This is a genomic window from Bacillus sp. 01N42_2 (assembly GCF_056399565.1).
Genome location: NZ_JBFTRO010000003.1, coordinates 313,420 through 338,008 on the forward strand (window position 1 = coordinate 313,420; position 24,589 = coordinate 338,008).

Annotated in this window: 23 protein-coding genes, 2 tRNA genes and 1 other annotated feature; of the genes, 1 reads left to right on the forward strand and 24 read right to left on the reverse strand. The window is 46.7% G+C overall.

The window, feature by feature from the left end:
- Positions 1–20: 20 nt before the first annotated feature.
- From yihA to ilvB, 13 genes are all read right to left on the reverse strand, one after another.
- A complete protein-coding gene (gene yihA / locus AC1DN5_RS09165) occupies positions 21–608 on the reverse strand; it encodes a ribosome biogenesis GTP-binding protein YihA/YsxC (RefSeq protein WP_016938764.1) in 588 nt (195 codons plus the stop codon).
- Positions 605–2,929 carry an endopeptidase La gene (gene lon / locus AC1DN5_RS09170; protein ID WP_016938763.1) on the reverse strand — a complete coding sequence of 775 codons (2,325 nt, stop codon included), beginning with the start codon at positions 2,927–2,929 and terminating at the stop codon, positions 605–607. The genes yihA and lon overlap by 4 nt, the downstream gene beginning before the upstream one ends.
- A 199-nt stretch (positions 2,930–3,128) precedes the next feature.
- The gene (gene lonB / locus AC1DN5_RS09175; protein ID WP_047475531.1) at positions 3,129–4,787 is read right to left on the reverse strand and encodes an ATP-dependent protease LonB; all 1,659 of its coding nucleotides are present in this window, start codon (positions 4,785–4,787) and stop codon (positions 3,129–3,131) included.
- A 148-nt stretch (positions 4,788–4,935) separates the two neighbouring features.
- Complete coding sequence (clpX, locus tag AC1DN5_RS09180) at positions 4,936–6,198, reverse strand: ATP-dependent protease ATP-binding subunit ClpX (protein ID WP_047475529.1); 1,263 nt, start codon at positions 6,196–6,198, stop codon at positions 4,936–4,938.
- 271 nt (positions 6,199–6,469) lie between these two features.
- The gene (gene tig / locus AC1DN5_RS09185; RefSeq protein ID WP_016938760.1) at positions 6,470–7,744 is read right to left on the reverse strand and encodes a trigger factor; all 1,275 of its coding nucleotides are present in this window, start codon (positions 7,742–7,744) and stop codon (positions 6,470–6,472) included.
- A gap of 216 nt (positions 7,745–7,960) precedes the next feature.
- Positions 7,961–8,965 carry a DNA damage checkpoint antagonist DdcA gene (ddcA, locus tag AC1DN5_RS09190; RefSeq protein WP_016938759.1) on the reverse strand — a complete coding sequence of 335 codons (1,005 nt, stop codon included), beginning with the start codon at positions 8,963–8,965 and terminating at the stop codon, positions 7,961–7,963.
- 118 nt (positions 8,966–9,083) lie between these two features.
- Entirely contained in the window at positions 9,084–9,683 is a 600-nt protein-coding gene (gene leuD, locus AC1DN5_RS09195; RefSeq protein ID WP_016938757.1) for a 3-isopropylmalate dehydratase small subunit, read from the reverse strand.
- Between the two features lie 15 nt (positions 9,684–9,698).
- Positions 9,699–11,117: a 3-isopropylmalate dehydratase large subunit gene (gene leuC, locus AC1DN5_RS09200; RefSeq protein ID WP_366969118.1), complete on the reverse strand. Its 1,419-nt coding sequence runs from the start codon at positions 11,115–11,117 to the stop codon at positions 9,699–9,701.
- 49 nt (positions 11,118–11,166) lie between these two features.
- Positions 11,167–12,264 (reverse strand): 3-isopropylmalate dehydrogenase, encoded by a 1,098-nt coding sequence (gene leuB, locus AC1DN5_RS09205; protein ID WP_366969117.1) that lies wholly within the window; start codon positions 12,262–12,264, stop codon positions 11,167–11,169.
- 20 nt (positions 12,265–12,284) lie between these two features.
- Positions 12,285–13,841: a 2-isopropylmalate synthase gene (locus tag AC1DN5_RS09210; RefSeq protein ID WP_016938754.1), complete on the reverse strand. Its 1,557-nt coding sequence runs from the start codon at positions 13,839–13,841 to the stop codon at positions 12,285–12,287.
- Entirely contained in the window at positions 13,828–14,856 is a 1,029-nt protein-coding gene (gene ilvC, locus AC1DN5_RS09215) for a ketol-acid reductoisomerase (protein ID WP_366969116.1), read from the reverse strand. The genes AC1DN5_RS09210 and ilvC overlap by 14 nt, the downstream gene beginning before the upstream one ends.
- 22 nt (positions 14,857–14,878) lie before the next feature.
- Positions 14,879–15,397, reverse strand: a complete 519-nt coding sequence (ilvN, locus tag AC1DN5_RS09220; RefSeq protein ID WP_045926462.1) for an acetolactate synthase small subunit — start codon at positions 15,395–15,397, stop codon at positions 14,879–14,881.
- Positions 15,394–17,118, reverse strand: a complete 1,725-nt coding sequence (gene ilvB, locus AC1DN5_RS09225; protein WP_099744805.1) for an acetolactate synthase large subunit — start codon at positions 17,116–17,118, stop codon at positions 15,394–15,396. The genes ilvN and ilvB overlap by 4 nt, the downstream gene beginning before the upstream one ends.
- Positions 17,119–17,237: 119 nt before the next feature.
- Positions 17,238–17,490 (reverse strand) — a binding site (T-box leader).
- 425 nt (positions 17,491–17,915) lie between these two features.
- On the opposite strand from ilvB, the gene AC1DN5_RS09230 reads away from it, so the two are divergent.
- Positions 17,916–18,266, forward strand: coding sequence for a hypothetical protein (locus tag AC1DN5_RS09230; RefSeq protein ID WP_045926460.1), 351 nt, complete (start codon positions 17,916–17,918; stop codon positions 18,264–18,266).
- 37 nt (positions 18,267–18,303) lie between these two features.
- On the opposite strand, the gene AC1DN5_RS09235 is transcribed toward AC1DN5_RS09230, so the two are convergent.
- The 11 genes from AC1DN5_RS09235 to AC1DN5_RS09285 all read right to left on the reverse strand — a co-directional run bounded on the left by AC1DN5_RS09235 (position 18,304) and on the right by AC1DN5_RS09285 (position 24,539).
- Positions 18,304–18,489, reverse strand: a complete 186-nt coding sequence (locus tag AC1DN5_RS09235) for a hypothetical protein (RefSeq protein WP_045926459.1) — start codon at positions 18,487–18,489, stop codon at positions 18,304–18,306.
- 252 nt (positions 18,490–18,741) lie between these two features.
- Positions 18,742–18,815: transfer RNA gene (locus AC1DN5_RS09240), tRNA-Arg, on the reverse strand.
- 124 nt (positions 18,816–18,939) lie between these two features.
- Positions 18,940–19,013, reverse strand: a tRNA-Arg gene (locus tag AC1DN5_RS09245).
- A 113-nt stretch (positions 19,014–19,126) separates the two neighbouring features.
- The gene (locus tag AC1DN5_RS09250; RefSeq protein ID WP_366969115.1) at positions 19,127–19,636 is read right to left on the reverse strand and encodes a metallophosphoesterase; all 510 of its coding nucleotides are present in this window, start codon (positions 19,634–19,636) and stop codon (positions 19,127–19,129) included.
- A 16-nt stretch (positions 19,637–19,652) separates the two neighbouring features.
- Positions 19,653–20,249, reverse strand: a complete 597-nt coding sequence (locus AC1DN5_RS09255; protein WP_095241532.1) for an XTP/dITP diphosphatase — start codon at positions 20,247–20,249, stop codon at positions 19,653–19,655.
- Positions 20,250–20,261: 12 nt separating this feature from the next.
- Positions 20,262–20,999 carry a ribonuclease PH gene (gene rph, locus AC1DN5_RS09260; RefSeq protein WP_060562697.1) on the reverse strand — a complete coding sequence of 246 codons (738 nt, stop codon included), beginning with the start codon at positions 20,997–20,999 and terminating at the stop codon, positions 20,262–20,264.
- A 110-nt stretch (positions 21,000–21,109) separates the two neighbouring features.
- Positions 21,110–22,195 carry a GerMN domain-containing protein gene (locus AC1DN5_RS09265; RefSeq protein ID WP_366969114.1) on the reverse strand — a complete coding sequence of 362 codons (1,086 nt, stop codon included), beginning with the start codon at positions 22,193–22,195 and terminating at the stop codon, positions 21,110–21,112.
- Between the two features lie 106 nt (positions 22,196–22,301).
- Positions 22,302–23,120, reverse strand: a complete 819-nt coding sequence (gene racE, locus AC1DN5_RS09270) for a glutamate racemase (protein ID WP_095241530.1) — start codon at positions 23,118–23,120, stop codon at positions 22,302–22,304.
- A gap of 7 nt (positions 23,121–23,127) precedes the next feature.
- On the reverse strand, positions 23,128–23,568 hold the full coding sequence (locus AC1DN5_RS09275; protein ID WP_016938743.1) for a MarR family winged helix-turn-helix transcriptional regulator: 441 nt from the start codon (positions 23,566–23,568) through the stop codon (positions 23,128–23,130).
- A 188-nt stretch (positions 23,569–23,756) separates the two neighbouring features.
- Positions 23,757–23,981, reverse strand: a complete 225-nt coding sequence (gene gerE / locus AC1DN5_RS09280; RefSeq protein WP_003152579.1) for a spore germination transcription factor GerE — start codon at positions 23,979–23,981, stop codon at positions 23,757–23,759.
- A gap of 120 nt (positions 23,982–24,101) precedes the next feature.
- Positions 24,102–24,539, reverse strand: coding sequence for an acyl-CoA thioesterase (locus tag AC1DN5_RS09285; RefSeq protein ID WP_045925256.1), 438 nt, complete (start codon positions 24,537–24,539; stop codon positions 24,102–24,104).
- Between the last annotated feature and the right edge of the window lie 50 nt (positions 24,540–24,589).

Here is a 24,589-nt window from a genome sequence, read left to right on the forward strand (position 1 = left end):
ACTGCGTTTTGGGTTTTTCATTACCGGCTGATCATTTTTTTAATGGCTCCCCACGCCTCATCTTTGCCTTTTTTTGTTTCAGAGGAAAATAAAATCAGCTCATCTTCAGGGTCCATATCAAGCGTCTGCTTGACAACCTTTAAGTGCTTGTCCCATTTTCCTTTTGGAATTTTATCCGCTTTTGTCGCAATGACGATGACGGGAATGCCGTAATACTTCAGGAATTCATACATGTTCACGTCTTCAGCAGACGGCGCGTGTCTGAGGTCGACAATCTGCACGCAGGCTTTCAGCTCTTCACGGGTCGTCATATAAGTTTCAATCATTCTCCCCCATGCTTCCCGCTCGCTTTTGGAAACTTTCGCAAACCCGTACCCGGGAACGTCGACAAAATGCAATTCATCATTGATGATGTAAAAGTTTAAGGTCTGTGTTTTCCCCGGTTTTGATGACGTTCTGGCCAGGTTTTTCCGATTGATTAATGAATTGATAAAAGATGACTTTCCTACATTTGATCTTCCCGCCAGCGCGATTTCCGGAAGCCCCCCAACAGGGTACTGCTCAGGTTTGACCGCGCTGATCACGATTTCTGACTTTGTGACTTTCATTTCTTCTCTCCTACTAAGGCATGTTCCAAAACGTCATCGAGATGAGACACAAATATAAATTTCAGCCCTTCTCTGACGCTTTCAGGAATATCCTCTATATCTTTTTCGTTATCTTTAGGCGCAATAATCGTGGTCAGGCCCGCTCTGTGCGCGCCGAGCGCCTTTTCTTTCAGTCCGCCGATCGGAAGCACGCGGCCCCGCAGCGTGATTTCCCCGGTCATACCGACTTCGCGTTTTACCGCACGGTCCGTTAATGCCGATACGAGCGCAGTAGCCATCGTAATTCCCGCAGAAGGGCCGTCTTTCGGCACCGCTCCTTCAGGGACATGGATATGAATGTCATACTTCTCATGGAATTTCGGGTCGATTCCGAGCTGCTCCGTTTTCGAGCGGACATAACTGAAAGCGGCCTGCGCGGATTCCCTCATGACATCTCCGAGCTTCCCGGTCAGAATCAGCTTTCCTTTTCCCGGTGACAGTGACACTTCGATTGAAAGCGTATCTCCGCCGACCGTCGTGTACGCGAGACCCGTGACAACTCCGACTTGATCCTCGGTTTCCGCCTGTCCGTATCTGAATATCCGTTTTCCGAGATAGTCGGCCAGATTTTTCTCTGTAACGGTAATGCGTTTTCTCTCCTCAGAAACAATGGCTTTTGCAGCCTTTCGGCAAATGGCGGCAATCTGGCGTTCAAGCGTTCTCACGCCGGCTTCCCTCGTATAGTAGCGGATGATGTCAGTAATGGCCTGATCCCGAATCTGCAGGCTGCTCTTTGTGAGCCCGTGCTCTTTAATCTGTTTCGGAAGCAGGTGATCCTTTACGATCTCCAGCTTTTCGTTCTCAGTATAACCTGACAGGCTGATAATCTCCATTCTGTCTCTGAGAGGGCCCGGTATAGAACCAAGGTTATTCGCAGTCGCGATAAAAAGCACTTTCGATAAATCGAACGTCTCTTCAATATAGTGGTCGCTGAATGTGCTGTTTTGTTCCGGATCCAGCACCTCAAGCATCGCCGAAGACGGATCGCCTCTGAAGTCAGATGACATTTTATCAATCTCATCGAGGAGAAAGACCGGATTTTGTTTGCCGGCTTTTTTCATTCCTTGGATAATCCGGCCCGGCATCGCTCCGACGTATGTACGCCGATGGCCGCGGATTTCAGATTCATCGCGCACTCCGCCCAGTGAAATTCTCACAAACCGGCGTCCCATGCTCGTACTGATTGATTTTGCAAGAGATGTTTTTCCGACTCCCGGCGGTCCGGCCAGACAAAGAATCGGCCCTTTCAGCGTTTTCGTCAGCTGTTTCACGGCCAGATACTCCAGAATCCGTTCTTTCACTTTCTCTAAACCGTGATGCTCTTTGTCTAAGATTTCCCCGGCTTTTTTAATATCCAGTTTATCTTCTGTTTCATCCGACCACGGCAGGGCGATGAGCCAGTCAATATAGTTGCGGATAACAGAGCTTTCCGCTGAGCTTGACGGCACTTTTTCGTAACGGCTCAATTCCTTAAGCGCCGTTTCTTTGACACGCTCAGGCATGCCCGCTTCTTCTATCTTTTCCGTGAGGGACTGAACTTCGCCGGTTTTACCTTCTTTGTCGCCAAGTTCCTTTTGAATGGCTTTCATCTGTTCACGCAAGTAGTATTCTTTTTGGGTGCGCTCCATCGAACGTTTGACGCGCTGACCGATTTTTTTCTCAATCTCCAGCACTTCTTTTTCATTATTAATCGAACGGATGACCTTATTCAGACGTTCTTTAATATCCGCCGTTTCTAAAATATCCTGCTTGTCCTTTAATTTCAGCGGGAGATGAGAAGCGACGATGTCCGCCATTCTGCCGGGCTCTTCAATATCAGTCACAGCCGCATACGTTTCTGCGGAGATTTTTTTTGAAATTTTTATGTACTGGTCAAAATGGTCCAGCAGCGTCCGCATAAGCGCCTCATCTTCGACGTCTTTCGAATCGTCCTCATGCATCAGCTGTATATCGACCGAAGTATAATCTTCTAGTTCGGTGTATTCAAGGATTTGCGCCCGCTGAATACCTTCTACAAGCACTCTGATCGTACCGTTGGGCAGCTTCAGCATCTGTTTGATTTTTGTATAAGTGCCGACGGTGAAAATGTCGTCTTCACCCGGTTCGTCTATCGAAATATCCTGCTGAGTGGCTAAAAAAATCATATGATCGTGCATCATTGCCTGTTCAAGAGCCTGAACCGACTTGTCCCGGCCTACATCTAAATGTAAAACCATCGTCGGGTATACCAATAAACCTCTTAAAGGGAGGAGCGGGATGCTGCGTTTTGTATCTTCTGCCATATGACTGACACCTCCGTGACTTTAGTATGAACCATTATAATACAACTTTTTCATCGTTGTACAATTCCGGGATCGGGCTTTCATCGGCTTACCGCCTGCCCCTGTATATAAAACAGTCTCTTCGTAGTATACCCTTTCTTTCTGTTCTGAAAAAGGAAAAGATGTCCTCCATAAAAAAACCCCATTATAAAAATGGGGTTTATACGGATTCTTTATTCATTTGGATATCAAACGGTTTTTGTTCTGAAGGCGGATCAACCAATATGGCGTCAAGTACTTCTTGGAACGTTTTTACCGCCTTAATGGTGATTCCGTCTATTCGTTTCAGAATGGACTGCTGATTTTCGTAAGGAATAATGACGGTTTTAGCTCCAGCCTGTTTCGCGGCTTTAATTTTCGGAATGACGCCGCCGATCGGTTTGACAAGGCCCGTCAGGCTGATCTCTCCCGTCATCGCCACCGTATGGTCGATAGGGATGCGGTGAATCGCGGAAAAAATCCCCGCGGCCATCGCGATACCCGCTGACGGTCCGTCAATCGGGCCTCCGCCCGGAAAATTGACATGAATGTCATAGTCCGAAGGTTTGATGCCCATTGTGCGGAGAACCGTCAGAACGTTTTCCACCGATCCCTTCGCCATGCTTTTGCGGCGGATCGACTTCGATTGGCTGCCGATGCTCTCTTCCTCTGCAATCCCCGTAATATTCAGGCTTCCTTTGTCCTGTGCAGGCGTGACATTCACTTCGATTTCCAGCAATGCGCCGCTGTTCGGTCCGTATACGGCAAGTCCGTTCACGATGCCGACTTGCGGTTCATCGGCGATTTTCTGCTCATTTTTAGGTGTGAGCTGACTGGAATGAACAACCCATTCTATATCTTCTGTCGTAATTTCTTTTCTGTCTTCGGTTACCGCCATGCCGGCAGCAATCTGAATCATATTGACGGCTTCACGGCCGTTTCTCGTATATGCAGTCAGTACATCGAGTGCCTCATCAGAAATCTCTTTCTGAATTTTGTCGGCCGCTTTTTTCGCTACGGTTTTAAGCTCATCCTTTTCCAGCTCACGGAAAAACACTTCAAGGCAGCGCGAACGGATGGCCGGCGGAATTTCAGTCGGCATTCTCGTTGTCGCTCCGATCAAACGGAAATCCGCGGGAAGCCCGTTTTGAAAAATATCATGAATGTGATTCGGGATTTGCGTATTTTCCTCACTGTAATACGCACTGTCTAAAAAGACTTTCCGATCTTCAAGCACCTTCAGCATTTTATTCATCTGAATCGGGTGAAGCTCACCGATTTCATCAATAAATAGGACGCCGCCGTGCGCATGAGTCACAGCCCCCTGCTTCGGCTGCGGAATGCCCGCCTGACCCATCGCTCCCGCTCCCTGATAAATCGGATCATGCACCGAACCGATAAGCGGATCGGCAATACCCCGTTCATCAAATCGCGCGGTCGTCGCATCAAGCTCAACAAAAACGGCCTGATTTTGAAATGGTGACTGTTTATGCTTTTTCGCTTCTTCCAATACCAGACGCGCCGCAGCCGTTTTGCCGACTCCGGGAGGCCCGTAAATGATCACGTGCTGCGGATTCGGACCGCAAAGCGCAGCTTTTAACGCTTTAATCCCATCCTCCTGGCCGACAATATCCTGAAAGCTTTTCGGCCGCACCTTTTCTGATAAAGGTTCTGATAAACTGATGGCGCGCATTTTGCGAAGCTGTTCCATTTCTTTTTTTGATTCTTTATCTATCGTCACTTTTTGTGTACGCTGGTTTTTGAGCAGATTCCAAAAATATAATCCGATGACTATCCCGAAAAACAGCTGTACAAATAATGCGATCCCTGTCCAACTCATGCTGGTCCCTCCTGAAAACGATTTATGTATCCAATTCATTCCTCTGTCCGCTAGTATCTCCCAGCAAAGCCCGGAATAAACATTTTTCAGAAGGGTCGGGACAAGAAAAAAACCTCCTGATCAATCCGAATCAGGAGGTTTTGTAACGTTACGCAGATGTTTTATCTTGGCCGACAACAGTGCCGTCTTTTAATACAAGACGCGGTGCTTCACCGTCTGCCACTGTCGCTCCGGTAATGACACATTTTTCAATGTCATCGCGGGACGGCAGATCAAACATGACGTCAAGCATGATGCCCTCAATGATAGAACGCAGGCCGCGTGCGCCTGTTTTTCGCTCGATCGCTTTTTTCGCAATTTCAGATAATGCCTCGTCTTCAAAATCAAGCTCGACATCATCTAGTTCTAACATTTTCTTGTATTGTTTGACGAGTGCGTTTTTAGGTTTAGTCAGAATTTCAACCAGTGCCGTTTCGTCAAGCTGCTCAAGGCTTGCAATGACAGGAAGACGGCCGATGAATTCAGGAATCAGACCGAAACGAAGCAAGTCTTCCGGAAGAACTTTAGAAAGCAGTTCTTCTTTTTCCAGGTCTGCCGCTTTATTATCTGAGCCGAAACCGATGACTTTTTGTCCGAGACGGCGTTTGATGATTTGTTCAATGCCGTCAAATGCACCGCCGCAAATGAACAGAATGTTCGTCGTATCGATCTGAATGAATTCCTGATGAGGATGTTTGCGTCCTCCTTGAGGCGGCACGCTTGCAACCGTTCCTTCAAGAATTTTCAGCAGCGCCTGCTGAACGCCTTCGCCTGATACGTCGCGTGTAATGGACGGGTTTTCAGATTTTCGCGCTACTTTATCAATTTCATCGATGTAAATAATGCCTTTTTCTGCTTTTTCCACATCATAGTCTGCAGCCTGAATCAGCTTGAGGAGGATGTTTTCTACGTCCTCACCGACATATCCGGCTTCAGTCAGAGATGTAGCGTCCGCGATCGCAAACGGAACGTTCAGAATACGCGCAAGCGTCTGGGCAAGAAGTGTTTTCCCGCTTCCAGTCGGCCCGATTAATGAAATATTACTTTTAGAAAGCTCGACATCATCCACTTTACTGTTGGAGTTGATGCGTTTGTAATGGTTGTATACCGCAACCGCAAGTGATTTCTTCGCCTGATCCTGTCCGATGACATATTCATTCAGAATCTCACGGATTTCCTGCGGCTTCGGAACGTCTTTAAATTCGACTTCTTCTTCTGTACCAAGCTCTTCCTCTACGATTTCTGTACAGAGCTCGATGCATTCGTCGCATATATATACACCCGGTCCTGCAACCAGCTTACGAACCTGATCTTGCGTTTTTCCGCAGAACGAGCATTTTAATTGTCCTTTTTCCTCGTTGAATTTAAACATTCTTTCACCCCTTAATCTTGTCTCACTTTTTCTTTTACCTGAAGGGCAAAAGAAAACGGTTCTTGCTACGATCGAGTATGTATTGCATTTTACCATACTTTCCAGTAAGACGGTAACAATGTGTTTCGCGCTTGCACATTCTATATGTATGACAAAAAACAGCCCGGCAATGACTATCTTGCCCCAAGAAAAAGAGTTATATCATAATTGTACAAAACAAGGCACGAAATAATCGCGCCCTGTTTCATTATGTCTATTATTATGAACCATATTAACGGTTTTCTACAAGAAAATCAATTGCTTTTCGAACTTTTAAATCTTCTTTCATCGCGTCAGTTGAACCGATAGCCTGCTTGATGTTTTCAACCGGCATGTTGTAAGCTTCAGCCATTTTAGTCAGCTCAGCTTCAACTTCTTCGTCAGTCACTTCAAGGTTTTCAGCTTGAGCGATCGCTTCAAGAGTCAGGTTTGATTTTACGCGTTTTGCGGCATCTTCTTTCATTTGCTCTTTTAACGCGTTTTCATCTTGACCTGAGAATTGAGTGTAAAGCTCAAGGTTCATGCCTTGCATTTGCAGACGCTGTTCGAATTCTTTCAGCATGCGGTCAAGCTCAGTATCGATCATCGCTTGAGGAACATCAGCTTCAGCGTTTTCAGATGCTTTCAGCACAAGCTCTTCACGCAATTTAGCGTCAGCTTCGTTTTCTTTCGCTTCTTCAAGGCGTTTTTTTGTTTTCTCAGTTAATTCAGCAAGCGTTTCAACTTCTTCGTCAATGTCTTTTGCGAATTCGTCGTTAAGCTCAGGAAGCTCTTTCGCTTTGATTTCATGAATTTTCACTTTGAAGACAGCTGGTTTGCCTGCAAGATCTTCAGCGTGGTACTCTTCAGGGAATGTTACTTCAACATCCTTTTCAGCTCCTGCTTCAAGACCAGTCAGCTGCTCTTCGAATCCCGGGATGAATGAACCTGATCCTACTTCAAGTGAGTAGTTCTCAGCTTTTCCGCCTTCAAATGCTTCTCCGTCAACAAAACCTTCGAAGTCAAGAACGACTGTATCGCCGTTTTCAACAGCGCCTTCTTCTTTTACGACAAGCTCAGCCTGACGCTCCTGAAGCGCTTTAAGTTCGTTTTGTACGTCTTCATCAGTAACGGCAGTGTCATCTTTTTCGATTCCTAAGCCTTTGTAGTCGCCAAGTTTCACTTCCGGTTTTACAGTCACTTTTGCAGTGAAAATTAAGCTTTCGCCTTTTTCGATTTTTTCAACATCGATTTCAGGACGGTCTACAGGCTCAATGCCGGCTTCTTCAACCGCTTTAGGGTATTCTACAGGAAGTAAAATATCTAAAGCATCCTGGTAAAGAGCTTCAACGCCGAAACGCTGTTCGAATAAACCGCGCGGAACTTTCCCTTTGCGGAATCCAGGAATAGAAACCTGTTTTACTACTTTTTTAAATGCATCATCAAGAGCTGTTTTGAACGTTTCCGCATCAACTTCAACCGTTAATACGCCTTCGTTGCCTTCTTGTTTTTCCCATTTTACAGACATGTATTTCCCTCCAAAAATCTATTCAGGTTGTGTCGGTCTTCCATTCTAAAGCAATCCGCGGCTTTGTCAAAGAAAAAACCGCTTTGAATCAGAATCATTATGTAATGAACTGGCAGCCTGTCCAACCGTAATTCTCATTTCAGTTAAACCGCTATACATAAATACAACCACTATATTATAACATAACGCCTATCGCTTTCAACTATATGGCGTGATTTACAAATAAGAAATTTCTTCAATATCCTTAATCATCGTGCAGGCTTCTTCGAGTTCGCGGCTGTCAAACTCGTACATCATATGAAGTTCCTCCGGCTCAATGTCAATGCCGTGCATCTCGTAACCGACCTTATGAAGCGCTGCAGCCCATAAATCAGCGTTCAAAAGCTTCGGCATAAAAGGGTGCAGGACGTACAGATGCCTTCTCCACAGTTCCTCAACGGCGGCGTATAATGTAGGGTTTTCATTGCCCAGCGTTTCATCAAGCACCCGGAGAACGCGGTGCAAAATCGGCGCCGCATCAGGCTGAATTGTTTCACTCGGTATCGCGGTCATTGAATCGCCGAATTTTGTAATATGGACCGGCTTGCTGTAATCGTGCTCCGCCATCAGTGTCAAAATCATCGTCTTGATCAGCGGATGTGCGCCCGGATCTTGCAGAATCGTTTTTAAAAGACCCGTGTGTTTCGCAATATTGCGGTCTTTGAGAGAATGGATCAGGTTCATTTGTTCAGCGGGGCTGTTCAGCACTTTTTCCGCATCAAGAACGTCTTCATATTCCTCCTCCCACACCTCGTCCTGCTGATCGGGATCGGTCATTTTGCGGCTGAATTCGAGCAGCCGGTAGAATTGCTCCGCACTTTCTGCGGGGAGCTGGTTTTCTTCCAGCACAGCTTCAATTGTGCTTTTGACTTCTTCATATTGTTTCAGCTGAATCAAAATGGTCATGTACACCTGCAGCACGGTAAAATAATGGCCGTACCCTTCGTTCAGCATTTTCTCGCAAACTTGTTTTGCTTCTTCCAATTCCCCGAGCTCCAGAAAACAAATCGCCATGCCTAAATGTACGTCGGACTCGGTATCACCGTGGCTTACCGCCTCTGAAAACAGTTCGAGGGCCTCCTGATACTGTTTATCCTTCATGGCGGCCATCCCTTTATCAACCAAGCGTTCTTTCAGACGGGGGAAAGGAATGATATCAGCTTTTTTCTTGTCATGCGTCATACTCTATTTCCTTTCAGGCGCTTATTTTGTTCAAGTGTATCAACACGCGTCATGAAACACAAGAAAGGATGACACACATGGCAAAAAAAGCCGCCGGATAAATCCCGGGCGGCTTTTTTCAGGCTTGAAGCCAAGAACTTCTTTTCGATTCAAACTGCTGAATGTCGTCCTCCAGCAGGAGTGTTAATGAAATTTCATCATAGCCGTTAATCAGCATTTCCTTCCAGTGCGGATCGACTTCAAATGAAATTTCTCTTCCTTCACTGTCATGGATGAGCTGGTTTTCCAAATCAACCGTCATATTAAGAGACTGATTTTCATATTGACCGGCGAGTTTTTTCCATTGATCATACGGCATACGGATAGGAAGCATTCCGTTTTTAAAACAGTTTTGATGAAAAATATCGGCAAATGACGGAGCAATGATGATTTTGAATCCGTAATCATCCAGCGCCCAAGGAGCATGCTCACGGGATGATCCGCAGCCGAAATTCTCTCCGGCAATTAATATGGACGCGCCCTCATAGACTTTGCGGTTTAATTCAAATTCAGGATCAGGCTCACCGTTCTCAAGGTATCTCCAATCAAAAAACGCGAATCTGCCGTATCCGGTTCTTTCAATTCTTTTCAGAAACTGTTTCGGAATAATCTGGTCAGTGTCAACGTTGATCCGGTTTAAGACGGCCGCTTTTCCGGTATGCGTTTTTAAAGGTTCCATCTTTTCGCACACTCCTTACACAACTGTTTTTTCTTGATAAAACTTTCTTACATCGACGAAATGCCCGTGAATGGCTGCCATTGCGGCCATAGCAGGACTGACAAGGTGTGTTCTCGCGCCTTTTCCCTGTCTGCCTTCGAAGTTGCGGTTGGATGTGGAAGCGCATCGTTCCCCTTCAGGCACGACATCATTGTTCATACTGAGGCACATGCTGCAGCCTGATTCTCTCCATTCAAAGCCCGCTTCAAGAAACACACGGTGCAGCCCTTCTTCCTCCGCCTGCTGTTTCACGCTTTGAGAGCCCGGCACCACAATGGCTCTGACGCTGTCGGCGACTTTTCGGCCTTTGATCATATCAGCAGCCTGGCGAAGGTCGGTCATCCGCGAATTTGTACAGGAGCCGATAAACACATGCTCGACTTTAATCTCTTCAATTTTTTGATTCGGTTCAATCCCCATGTATTCGTAGGCACGGATGGCCTCTTTTTTATCGTCTTCAGAATCAATGGTTTCCGGCGCAGGTATTTGGGCATCGACCGGAAGAACCATGCCGGGGTTGATGCCCCAAGTTACCATCGGAGAAATCTCGCTGCCGTCTAACACGATGGAATGATCGTATACGGCGCCCGGATCGGTTTTTAATGCTTTCCATTCTGCGGCGGCTTTTTCAAATTCCTCGCCTTTTGGCGCGTATTTACGGTTTTTACAGTATTCAATCGTCGTTTCATCAGGAGCGATCAGTCCCGCACGGGCTCCCGCTTCTATTGACATATTGCAGACCGTCATGCGTTCGTCCATGGACATGTTTCTGAATACATCCCCGGTGTATTCAATGACATATCCGGTACCGAATTTCACCCCGTATTTTCCGATGACCGACAAGATGACATCCTTCGCGGTCACTCCTTTTTGGAGCGTTCCATCAACGCGGATTTCAAGCGTTTTCGGCCGCTGCTGCCAGAGTGTCTGTGTGGAGAGAACATGCTCCACCTCACTTGTGCCGATACCGAAGGCAAGCGCCCCGAATGCGCCGTGAGTCGATGTATGACTGTCTCCGCAAACGATCGTTTTCCCCGGAAGTGTCAGACCAAGCTCAGGTCCGACTACGTGAACGATCCCCTGGTCTGCGCTGTGAAGATCCGCAAGACGGACGCCGAACTCCTCGCAATTTCTTTCAAGCGCGGTTACTTGGCGCTTTGCGACTTCATCTTTAATGTCAAAACGGTTGACGGTCGGAATATTGTGATCCATCGTCGCGAATGTATTCTGCGGCCGTCTGACTTTCCTTCCCTTCTGCCTTAATCCTTCAAACGCCTGAGGAGACGTCACCTCATGAATTAAGTGCAGATCAATATAGAGAAGGTCGGGTTTTCCTTCACCGCTTTTTACAACATGCCGATCCCAAATCTTTTCGATGATTGTTCGAGGCATCATCTTTGTTTCCTCCCTCTACCTATGAACTAAGACCGCTTTCTTTAAAGCGTCACACTATAGATTTTGTATTCGCGCCGGCTATTGCGGCTTTTACTTTTTCAGTAATGTCATGCGTTCCGGCATATTGGCCGTCCCGGGCGATATCACGTGTACGGCTGCCGTCTGCAAGCACTTTTGCAACCGCCTTTTCTACCGCCTGCGCTTCGTTTTCAAGCCCGAAAGATGTTCTCAAAAGCATCGCCGCTGATAAAATCGCCGCAAACGGATTGGCCATCCCTTTACCAGCGATGTCAGGCGCAGATCCATGCACCGGTTCAAACAAGTGAAGACCTGAACTTGATAGACTGGCTGACGGCAGCATGCCGAGCGAACCTGTCAGCATGGAGGCTTCATCACTTAAAATATCGCCGAACATGTTTTCAGTTACGATGACGTCAAACTGGTTCGGAGCATAGATGAGCTGCATCGCAGCATTATCGACAAGCATATGTTCAAGCGTCACATCAGGAAATTCTTTTGCGATTTCATCTGCCGTTTCACGCCACAGTCTGCTTGAGGAAAGCACATTCGCCTTATCAACTGATGTCACTTTTCCTTTTCTGCCGGCTGCCATTTTAAAGGCTTCTCTGACAACGCGTTCGATTTCTTCTTTCTTATAAAAGAGGGTATCGACCGCTTCTTTTTCTCCCGCTTCATTGACATACTGTCTGCTCGGTTCTCCGAAGTAGAGGCCGCCCGTCAGTTCCCTGACGATTACAAAGTCAACGCCGCTGATATATTCTTTTTTCAGCGGAGACGCCTCAGACAGGCTTTCAAATACAGTCACCGGACGCAGATTGGCAAACAGGCCGAGTTTTTTTCTGATGCCGAGCAGGCCTTTTTCCGGTCTGAGCTCTGGAGGATTTTGGTCCCATTTCGGTCCGCCGACTGCACCGAGCAGGATGGCGTCAGACCTCTCGCAAAGAGCCACCGTCTCCTCAGGAAGAGGGTTTTGATGGACGTCAATAGCCGCTCCCCCGATCAGCCCGTTTTCAAATTCAAATTCATGTCCGAATTGTTCGGCAACGCTTTTCAATACATCTGCCGCTGATTCCGCCACTTCCGGTCCGATTCCGTCACCGGGAAGCAAAGCAATGCGTTTTTTCAAATCAAACGTTCTCCTTTCTATTACGAGCCGACCGCAGTCTGTCTCTTTAATCCGTCTATATTGCAATCCAGCACCAATTGCCGGTTCACAGCATTCAAATATGCTTTTGCAGAAGCTTCCAGAACATCCTGCGCAATTCCCCGCCCTGATGATTCTTTTCCGTTCACGGTCACTCTGACGTAAACCTGAGCCAGCGCGTCTTCGCCTTTTCGGTTGGATTGAATGCGGTAATCTATCAGTTCAATATCTTTATCAATACAGCGACCGAGCGTGTTATAAACGGCTTCTACGCTTCCTGCCCCTGTTGCCGCCTCTTGCATCAGCTGTTCGTTTTCCTGATTTTTCAAAGAGACTGTTGCAGTGGGCACCTGAGACGTCCCGTAATGCACTTGCAGAGACAAAAATTCATAGCCGATTTTTTTGTCCGTCACTTTTTCTTCTAAAATAAGAGAAATCAAGTCATCATCGGTGATTTCTTTTTTCTTTTCGGTCAGTTCTTTAAACATCGTAAAATATTTATTGATCTCATCGCTATCAAACTGGAATCCAAGCGTATTCAGGCGGTCTTTGAACGCATGGCGTCCGGAATGCTTTCCGAGCACGAGCGCATCCGCTGTCACACCGACAAGTTCCGGTGAAATAATTTCATATGTTGATTTTTCTTTCAGGAAACCGTCTTGGTGAATACCCGACTCATGGGCGAAAGCGTTATCTCCGACGATCGCTTTATTGCGGGGAACGGCCATTCCCGTCAGTTTGCTGACAAGATCACTCGTCCGCTTCAATTCATGAAGAGTGAGAGATGAATCAGCTTGATACGCGTCATTTCTGACATGAAGCGCAACGGCGATTTCTTCAAGCGCGGCGTTCCCGGCTCTTTCTCCTATGCCGTTAATGGCGCATTCAATTTGATCAGCGCCGTTCTCAATTGCCGAAAGTGAGTTGGCAACCGCCATTCCGAGATCATCGTGGCAATGAGCTGAGAGCTTTACCCGGCTGATATTCGGAACGTGTTCCTTCATATATTTAAAGATGTTTCCGTATTCCGCCGGCGTCAGGTAGCCTACAGTGTCCGGCAGGTTGATGACGCTCGCGCCGGCATCAATCACTTCTTCTACGATTTCAGCCAAAAACGGAAGTTCGGTGCGGCATGCGTCTTCTGCTGACCATTGAACGACCGGGAAGCGTTCTTTTGCATACTTCACCATTTCAACCGCTTTTTCCTTAACCTCTTCCCTCGTCATTTTCAGCTTATGCTTCAGATGAATGTCTGAGGTGGCGATAAAGATGTGAATCCGCGGGCTGGCCCCGTCTTTCAGCGCTTCCCAGGCTGCGTCGATGTCACCTTTGACAGAACGGGCAAGCCCTGTTACCGAACAATTTTTAATCGTTCTTGCGATTTCCTGCACGGCTAAAAAATCACCTCGGGATGAAGCGGGAAATCCCGCTTCAATAATGTCCACCCCGAGTCTTTCAAGCTGCTTGGCTATCGCCAGTTTCTCCCGCGCATTAAGGTTGACCCCGGGAGATTGTTCACCGTCACGAAGGGTCGTGTCGAAAACGTTAATTTTGCGCAACGGAGACCACCGCTTCCTTCTTTTTGCCTTGTTTGACAAACGGCATCATTTCACGAAGCTGTCTGCCGACCTTTTCAATCTGATGCTCGTTTTCACTTGCATTGATCGCATTGAAGCGAGGACGGTTCACTTGGTTTTCCACGATCCATTCTTTTGCGAATGTACCGTTTTGAATATCCGTTAATACTTGTTTCATCGATTCTTTTACTTTCGCATCGACTACGCGCGGTCCTGATACAAAATCTCCCCATTGAGCCGTATCGGAGATAGAGTATCTCATGCCCGCCAAGCCTTCTTCATACATTAAGTCTACGATCAATTTCAGTTCGTGCAGACACTCAAAGTATGCGAGTTCAGGCTGGTACCCGGCTTCTGTCAGCGTTTCAAAACCTGCTTTGACAAGCGCTGTTAAACCTCCGCAGAGAACAGCCTGCTCACCGAACAGATCCGTTTCCGTTTCTTCCTTAAATGTTGTTTCAAGAACTCCGGCACGCGCCCCGCCAATTCCTTTTGCGTAAGCAAGAGCCGTGTCTTTCGCTTCGCCTGATACATCCTGATAGATGGCAAACAATGCCGGTACGCCTGCGCCTTGTTCATATGTTCTTCTGACAAGGTGTCCCGGACCTTTAGGGGCGACAAGGAAGACATCTACATCAGCAGGAGGCACGATCTGATGGAAATGGACGTTAAATCCGTGTGCGAATACCAATGATTTGCCCGCCGTCAATTCATCTTTGATTTCAGCTTCATATACTTTTTGCTGCTGTTCATCCGGAAGAAGAACCATAATGATGTCAGCCTGGGCAGCCGCTTCTCTTACAGAAAATACTTGATGGCCGTCTTCTTGGGCCTGTGTAAATGATTTGCCTTGTCTGACGCCGACAATGACATCAATTCCGCTTTCTTTTAAGTTCAGCGCATGTGCGTGACCCTGTGAACCGTAACCGATAACCGCTACTTTTTTACCTGCCAATACGTTCTCTTTGATATCACCGTTATAATATACTTTTACCATTTTAATCTCTCCCTTTTTTGTGTTATACAATAGAAATTGTTTTATTGGATGACGCCTTTTGCTGGGTTCCCCTCGCAAAAGCCGTTGTGCCTGTTCTCGCGATTTCTTTAATGCCGTAAGGTTTGAGAAGCTCTATAAGGGCTTCGATTTTATGAGACTCGCCTGTGACCTGAACGACGATGCTGTCCTTTGAGACATCAACGACGGAAGCTCTGAACGGCTCAATGATTCCATTGATTTCCGTTCTGGTCGGCGGTGCAGAAACAACTTTAATCAGTGCAAGCTCACGCTGTACGATTGATTGGTTTGTAATATCCGTCACTTTCAGGACGTCAATTTGTTTGTTAAGCTGCTTTGTCAGCTGCTCAACGTCGTTTTCGCCTTCCACATGGACGACAAATGTAATTCTTGAAACACCGCTTGTTTCCGTGTGGCCTACAGTGATGCTTTCGATATTATAGTGTCTTTTTGTAAACAGGCCGGTGATCCGGTTTAATACCCCCGAGCGGTTGACCACCGTTAATGTGATAATGCGTTTCAAGGTTTCACCCCCACCATTTCATGAAGTCCTTTACCCGGCGCAATCATCGGGAATACTTTTTCGCTTTTGGCGACCCGGACGTCAATAACGGCCGGCTCTTTTGATGAAAGCGCCTTTTGCAGTTCTTTTTCCGCCTCTTCTTCTGATGTAATCCGGATGCCTTTAATGCCGTAGGCTTCTGACAATTTGACAAAGTCAGGCTGTGCCGAGAATTTGGATTCAGAGTAGCGTTCTTCATAGAAGATTTCCTGCCACTGTCTGACCATGCCCAGACATTCATTGTTCAAAATAATCACTTTGACCGGAAGATTCAGCTGCCGGATGACATCTAACTCCTGCAAGGTCATCTGAAAACCGCCGTCTCCGAGGATGGCAACGACCGTGGCGTTACGATCAGCCAGCTGCGCTCCGATAGCCGCCGGAAGGCCGAAGCCCATTGTGCCGAGCCCTCCCGAGGTCACCCACTTATCAGCCTTTCGGAAAGGATAAAACTGAGCTGCCCACATCTGGTGCTGGCCGACATCCGTCGCCACAATCGCCTCTCCGTTTGTGAATTGGTGAATATACTCAATCAGCTTTTGGGGTTTTAAGCCCTCTTCACTGTCGTCTGTATACCAGAGCGGATATTCTTCTTTCCATTCGGAAAGCTGCTGTTTCCATTCATCTGACTGTCCCTGTTTTCCGTTTTGCTTCAATAGTTCCTGAAGGACGATTTTACTGTCGCCGACCACCGGGATCTGCGTTTCGATAATTTTTCCGATTTCAGCCGGATCAATATCGATGTGCGCCACTTTGGCCGATTTTGCAAAATGCTTCAGATTTCCGGTCACACGATCATCGAACCGAGCTCCGATGCTGATAAGCAAGTCACAGTGGTAAAGCGCCATATTCGCTGTGTATGTGCCGTGCATTCCCGCCATTCCCAGAAAGAGAGGATGATCTGCCGGGAAACCGCCCAGACCGAGAAGCGTGTGGGCTACCGGTATTTGCTGCTGTTCGGCATAATTTTTTAAATCTTCTGAAGCTTTACCGTGCAAAACACCCGCTCCGGCTAAAATAACCGGCTTTTTCGCACTGCTGACAGCTTCTACGAGCTTTCGGATCTGCAGATAGTTAGGCTCTTTTACCGGCTGATAACCCGGAAGATTGATCTCATGATCATATCTGAATTCCCCTTCAAATGCTGCGACATCCTTCGGAATATCAATTAATACCGGACCCGGTCTTCCCGTCGTGGCGATATGGAAAGCCTCTTTGATCACACCGGGAAGATCCTCCGGACGGCGGACCTGATAGCTGTGTTTCGTAATCGGCATCGTAATTCCTAAAATGTCGGCTTCCTGGAAAGCGTCGCTGCCGATGACCGAAGTGGCCACCTGGCCGGTAAACACTACGAGCGGCAGTGAATCAATCATCGCGTCCGCAAGACCGGTCACTAAATTTGTCGCTCCGGGTCCTGAAGTAGCGATGACAACCCCCGGCTTCCCCGAGACTCTCGCATACCCTTCGGCCGCATGAATCGCGCCTTGCTCGTGCCGGGGCAGGATGTGAACCAATCCTGATTGATAAAGCTTATCGTAAATCGGAAGAACGGCTCCCCCCGGATATCCGAAAATCATTTCGACTTTTTCTTTCTTTAATGATTCAATCAGCATCAGAGCCCCGTTCATTGTCTTTGTACAATCGGCAGACGCAGTATCCGCCTGTACATTTGTGCCCATTTTCAGTTCCTCCTTTTCAATGTTCCCTTCTAAAATCAAATTCATAAAACGCAGCGCCGGCTGACGCAAATAAAAAAGCCTTCCCACCCACATTCAGCCAAGCATTTCATGCGATAGCCAAAAGGGGCGAAAAGGCTTTGCTTTCCGCGGTACCACCCTTGTTTACGGTCATATGAAGACCGTCTCATGGATAATTACTATCCGTTTTGATAACGAGTAAACGTTGCGTTCACTCGGCCGAGTCCTACTCTTCACATTTCAGACCGGCACTCTGAGGTGAGTTCACTTTGCTTTGTTTTTGCCGGCTCTCAGCGTTACCGGCTCTCTGTAAAAAACTTCTGCAAAGCTACTTATCCTCTTCTGCGCTTTTTATTATGGCGGCTCTTTTATTTAAAAAAAGAACCCTCATTTGTTTGTTTTTCAGTGTTTTATGATTTTTCTTTTTAGTGTGAATCATTTATTTATTTTTGTTTGAACTCATATTACGCCCGTTTGCAGACAGTGTCAACAGCATTTTTATAATTATTAGACAATTTAGATTAATCAATCTACTTTGTATACGCTTTCATTACTGGTACAAAGGGATCTGTAAATGTTAAAAGTTTTTATCATTTTTTTGTTAATCTCTCAAGATTACATGAAATTTTTCCGTTCTTATACGATTATGTCACATTTTATTACACAATTTATCATGTTCTTTCCGGTCTGCTTGTCAGATATTCCGTTCGAATTGAACAGGCTCTTTATACAGACATACGCATACACTGTTCTTATCTCGTGAAGAAATGAGTGATGTCATGAATAAGATGTTATCAGGCATGCAAGGCCTGCCACCCGGATTTCCGCCTTTACCGGTTCTGCCGCCGCAGTCTTATTATCCTCCGGCACCGATGCATACAGCTCCGTTTCAGGGCGGCCCTTCTTTTCAGCAGGGATTTCCGCCATCCGGATACGGACAGCAGACCCCGCAAAGCTCGCTGTCATTCGCCGGGCAGCAATTCGTCCCATACCCTTATACAAGCGGGTACTACGGTCAAACCTTCAGTGATGTCGGCGGAAGCCTCGGCGCAGGGTCCCATCCCGGCGCGCTCGGGGGCGGTTTCAGCGGCCATGCCGGGGGCTTCAGCGCTCCGAGCGGATTCAGATGATATAAAAACCGGTCTCCCACGGCCGGTTTTTTCTTACTTACAATGTATAACGGTCATTCCATTGATTTATTTCCTGCTCCGTATCGTAATCAGCCTTTGAAACCTCAACAATGATTAAACCGCATTGAGTCATTAAAAATTGTTTCAGTTCCTCAAACAGCTCGTCTTTTCCGCAAAAGATCGTTTCTATCTTGTCATTTTTATATGCAAATGCGTACTTCAAAAGCTAATTCCTCCCGCTGTCTTTCTATCAAATATTAACAAAATAAATAATAGAAATCAGATATTTTATCACTCAAGGGCGCCTTAAGTATCTTTATACATATATTTCTTACGGTAAATATTTCATTAAGTTTCATTTATATTAAAATTTCTTTACAATTTTCATTAAATACAGGACTTTTATTTCATAAAACAAAAAACAAATACAAAAAAACCTCAAACCCATTGTCAGGGCTTGAGGTTTTTTATTATACGTCCCAGGAGAGATTCGAACTCCCGACCGACGGCTTAGAAGGCCGTTGCTCTATCCGGCTGAGCTACTGGGACATGAAAATCAAATCGTTCTGCTGATCATTTTACCATGATGTCAGCGAATTGACAATATGGTCATCAGATAAAAAAGGCCAGCGTCATCAGTTTTCACTCTGATGTCACCAGCTCTTTTTCTGTACGTCCCAGGAGAGATTCGAACTCCCGACCGACGGCTTAGAAGGCCGTTGCTCTATCCAGCTGAGCTACTGGGACAGGTTTTGCTTTATGTATCAGCGACAAGATTTATTATATACAGGTTCATATCATAAGTCAATATTTTTTTAGAAACTTTTGATGGGGGAGAAAGAAATCTTCCCCATCAAAAGTTAAAAGCTGATTGTACTCCCCAAGTCCTTCAATTCCTGACCCGTTTCGTCGTAAAACGTCACAGTGCCTTCACTTTCTGTAAGAGTAAGAATGGCATAGCTTTTCACATTGCGGACTCTCGGAAGGCGGATGCTGCCAGGGTTAATCAAAAGCTTGCCCCGAAGCACTTCACTCCCGGCAATATGCGAGTGGCCGAAGCAGACGATATCCGCTCCAAGCTCTTCCGCCCGGTAAAAAACAGTTAAAAGTGACTGTTTAATGCCGTGAAGATGTCCGTGTACGGCCAGAATTTTCTTTGAACCGGCGTCCAGCAGGAGCTCCTCCTGAAACCCGTCGCCAAAGTCGCAATTTCCTTTCACCGTGTGATACGGCACAAGCGCGGGATGTGCGGCATCAAGCTCTGAATCACCGCAATGAATCATCAGATCCGCTTCGGCTTCGTGCCGCTTCGAGATCGTCTCCAATTCGTCTTCGAGGCCGTGACTGTCACTTATTATCAGCATTTTCATTGCATTACGCTCCCCCTTACGCGTCAAGCAGCTTTGACAGTTTCTTGAGCGCCTCCGCCCTGTGGCTGATTTTGTTTTTCTCAGCGCTTGTCAGCTGAGCCATTGTTTTATCTTTATCCTTTACAATAAAAATGGGATCATAGCCGAACCCGTTATCTCCTTCGGGTTCTTCCGCAATATACCCTTCAACATGACCTTCGACCGTTCTTGTTTCCTGCCCCGGCATGCTGACGGCAAGGGCGCAGCGAAAACGGGCCGTACGCTGCTCTTTTTCGATGCCTTTTAATTCTGACAGCACCTTGTCCATATTCGCCTTATCATCTTTTGCTTCGCCGGCATAACGGGCTGAATAAACGCCCGGTCTGCCTCCAAGGTTGTCCACTGATAAACCGGAGTCGTCTGCAATGACCATTTTGTTGACGGCTTTTGCCACGGCTTCCGCTTTTAAGATGGCGTTTTCTTCAAAGGTGTGTCCGGTTTCCTCAATTTCTTCCGTAAATCCGATTTCCGCCAAAGAAGAGACGCTGTAGCCTTTCGGTTCGAGTATTTCCTTAAATTCTTTTACTTTTCCCGGATTGTGTGTCGCAATAATAGCTTCTTTCACGCTGATCAGGCCTCTCTTTCTTTATTTCAGTTCAGGCAATGTTTCTCCCAGCACTTCTTTTTGCTTTTGAATAAGCGTCTGGATTCCTTTTTCGGCAAGGCTTAACAGTCCGTTTAAATCTTCACGGGAGAATGTGGCTTCTTCGCCCGTCCCTTGAAGCTCCACAAAACGTCCGCTTCCCGTCATGATGATATTCATGTCGACTTCAGCCGCTGAATCTTCTTCATAATTCAGATCCAAAAGCAGACCTTCTTCTTTATCCATCCCGACAGAAATGGCCGCAAGATAATCTGTCACGGGAGAAGTTTTGATAACGCCGCTTTTCACGAGTTTTCCGGCCGCAATGGCCATTGCCAAGAAGGCGCCGGTAATGGAAGCCGTTCTTGTTCCGCCGTCCGCCTGAATGACGTCACAGTCGATCCAGATCGTCCGTTCGCCGAGCTTTTCCAAATCAACGACGGCCCGAAGCGCACGCCCGATCAGACGCTGGATTTCCATCGTTCTGCCGGAGACCTTTCCTTTTGAAGATTCTCTTATCGTTCTTTGATTCGTGGCGCGGGGAAGCATGCTGTATTCCGCTGTGATCCAGCCTTTTCCTCCGCCGCGCAAAAATGGCGGCACCCGGTCTTCCACAGATGCATTACAGATAACCTTTGTATTTCCCGCTGTAATTAAAACAGAGCCCTCCGGGTGAGTGATAAAATCCAAATCAAATGTGATAGGGCGCAGCTCATCGTGCTGTCTTCCGTCGTGTCTCATATTTTACCTCCGATTATATGTACATAAACCTTTTGTTCCGGATTGTGAATAAAGAAAGAGGCAGCCCGGAACGCTAACCTCTTTTTTACTAGTATATCAAAAATCACAAATTAAAAACTACCCGTATTCACTTGTGACGGTCTTGAAACGGGTTTTGAAAGGGATTCACCCTTTTCATTCACCAGTTCTGATTTTCCGTTTACTTTTATAGAAACACTTTTTATCGACGGCTGTTCTGTTAATGTGAGAACGATGCTGTCCAGTACGCCCGATGATACCATTTTTGTTTTTTCATCAGCGCTTCCGTAAATAGAGCTGTTAAAGTCAAGTGTAACCCGGCCGTCTTTTACTTCCGGCTTGCTGAGCAGCTTAACATCGTTATTAAAGTCCGTCAAAAGCCCGCTTGCTTTGCCCGGCCCGTCGGCGAGCTGTTCAACGGCAGCGGTGATGTCATTTGTTTCCGAATTGTCAATCCGCTTTGTGACAGGCACGTAATATTCGCTCGTCTCTGTTTCCGCCAGATAGTATACAGTCAGCGGATGGGTGTCTGTCAGATCATTCACTCCGGCGGTTTCAATATTAATTCCGTCTTTTCTGCTTAAGTCGCCCGTAATCGGCGTGCCGCCTACAGGCATTTCTTTCAGTTCATGCCCGTTCATTCTGATTTTGACTTTATCTATGGAGCTGAATTGGGTAAGCGTCCATGTAATCGATTGCAGGATTTTTTGTTCGTCTTCTTTTTTATAGTTTTTAAATTCCTTCGAAAAATCAGCGACGGCGGTACCGTCTTTTTTAATGTTAACATTTACCGTCGTATCCGCAGGAAGCACCGCTCTGAATCCGTTCGGCAGGATTTCTGAGACAGGCCCCCCCTGAACCAAATACTCAAGGGCCTGCTTTGCGGTTCCCTCACTGTTCGGAAGAGGCAGTGTCTGTGCTGCGACATAGCCGTTTTTATCAATCAGATACAGCTCTCTCATGACTGTATTGGCCGGCTGGTCGGCTTTAGACGTGCCGTTTTTTTCTGATTGCTTTGATTTTGCCTGTATCCCCGCTTCACCCTTTACATATGAAATGTCTTGAGGCGGGTCAATTTCCCCGGCTGTTTTATCGGATTGAAACAAACCGCATCCTGATAATACAAAAGCCGAAGTAAGACATGTTGCAGCAATGACTGCAGGTCCTTTTTTCAGCATACTTTTCCCTCCTAAGGCTGTTTGTACTATGATGTATACGAGCCCTGTCCGGGAAATAGACCGGGATGCGCAAAAAAACCCGCCGTAAACAGCGGGTTTTTTTGATTTATTTTCTGATCGGCTCTTGAAGGGAGATGCTCTCGACATGGCCGATTTCATGGCCGAACCAGTCTTCGGCAATTTTTGCGAAGCCGTTCCGCTCTCCCGTTGTAAGAAACTGATACTCCGGTGCACGATTCGATTGGTTTAACAAACCTTTATAAGACAAGATGGTGCTCACTTCTCTCGCTGTCTCGTCACCGGAGGAAATGATTTTCACATGATCTCCCATATAGTCCTGAATCGGTTCTTTCAAAATCGGATAATGCGTACATCCCAGAATCAAGGTATCAATTGCTGTACCTTTTAAAGGCTCAAGCGATGCTTCGACCGCTTCCTCCGCCGATTCCTGCAGAAACCGTCCGCTTTCCACAAACGGCACCAGCAGCGGACAAGCCGTGTTCTCGACTTGAAGGTCTGCATTTAATCCGAGCAGCGCCTGCTCATACGCTCTGCTTTTAATGGTATTTATCGTGCCGATGACGCCGATATGCTGGTTTTTCGTCACCTTTATCGCCGTTCTCGCACCCGGCTGAATGACGCCGACAACCGGAATATCCGTTTTGCGCTGAATATCCTCCAAGGCAATGGCCGTGGCAGTATTACAAGCGATCACGAGCATTTTGATATGGTGGTTTTCCAGCAGGTAATCGGTCATTTCCCATGTGTATTGAAGAACTTCTTCTTCAGGACGCGGGCCGTACGGGCAGCGTTTTGTATCTCCCACATAGATGATATTTTCCTTCGGTAGCTGTCTCATGATTTCCTTAGCAACGGTTAACCCGCCAACCCCGGAATCAATGACTCCTATCGGCTGTTCCAACAAAATCGCCTCATTTTCTTTTCATTTCATGCTGCAGTTTCAATAATGATTTTTCGAAGACGGCTGTTTCTTCTTCGGAAAATGTCTCAAACATATCCCGCAAATATGCCTGCCTTTTTAAAATCACTTCCTGAATAATGCGCTCTCCTTCAGCGAGAAGATGAATTCTGACGACCCGTCTGTCAGCAGGGTCTTTCACCCGTTCGACAAGCTTATTTTTTTCCATGCGGTCTATCAGATCCGTCGTCGTGCTGCAAGCCAAATACATTTTGCCTGATAATTCGCCTATTGTCATATCCCCCAATTCATAAAGCCATTGAAGGCCTACGAATTGCGGCGGTGTAATTGCATATTGGTTAAGGATTTCTCGTCCTTTTTGTTTAATGATCGCAGCGATATGGCGGAGTGATTTTTCGATATCCGCAACATGCTCTACAGATTTTGATGTCATTTGTCCATCCCTCACTCAAGGATCTTTCTGGGCTATTCACGCTCCGTGTCTATTTTCCTTCTTTTTTTAAGAAAATGCAAGACTGACGGAGAAAAAGGAAAAACCGGGATTTTCATCGCATGCCTATCACCCCGGGCGCCAACACAAATAACCGGCTCCTTCTCGTAAAGAAGGAAAACCGGCAAGAATCAGAGCTCTAGCTCACCCATTCTAAGAAGCTCGACAACAGCTTGCGAACGCCCTTTCACACCTAACTTCTGCATGGCATTTGAAATGTGATTCCGTACAGTTTTTTCACTGATAAATAGCTCGCTTGCAATTTCTTTTGTTGTCTTGTCTTGAACGAGCAATTCGAATACTTCTCTTTCTCTTTTGGTCAGCAGCGGCTTTGATTGAAAATCTTTCTCCTTCAAGTATTGTAACCCTCCTTGCTAAGGTGAGAGCGAATCTGAAACGAATGGGTTTATATAGTCAAGATATCATATGTAAAAGCCGCTTCGGAGGTGACGTCACTTAAAGAAATAGTTATCCGTTCAGGCGAGCAGAATGCCTTTCTCCCGCTCCGTCCAGCTGACCGCTTTTCCGCTTGTCTTTGATACTTGTACCATAACGACGGAACCGGTAAAGCACGGCAGGCCTGACTCGTTTTCTCCAAGGTAATGAAGGGTGACGGACGCATTTCCGACAGAGCTTGCTTTGACATAAATCCGCAGATTTTCATACGGCATCACCTGACGCATATAGTCACACTGCTGGCTTGCGACGACTGTCATCCTTTCCGCATTTTGCGCTTCCATGCCGCGCTGCTTAAAGTAGGCGATCCGGGCTTCTTCAAAATAGATGAAAGGGGTTACATTATTCATATGGCCGAACATATCCGTTTCTGAAAAGCGAACCGACACTTCAGTAAAGAAAGAAAACGACTGTCTCCATTCTTCAAACGGGATGTCAATGTATTGCGGTTGTTTCATCACCTTCAGCTCCTTATAAAAAAACCTCTCCCGTGCGGAAGAGGCTCTTT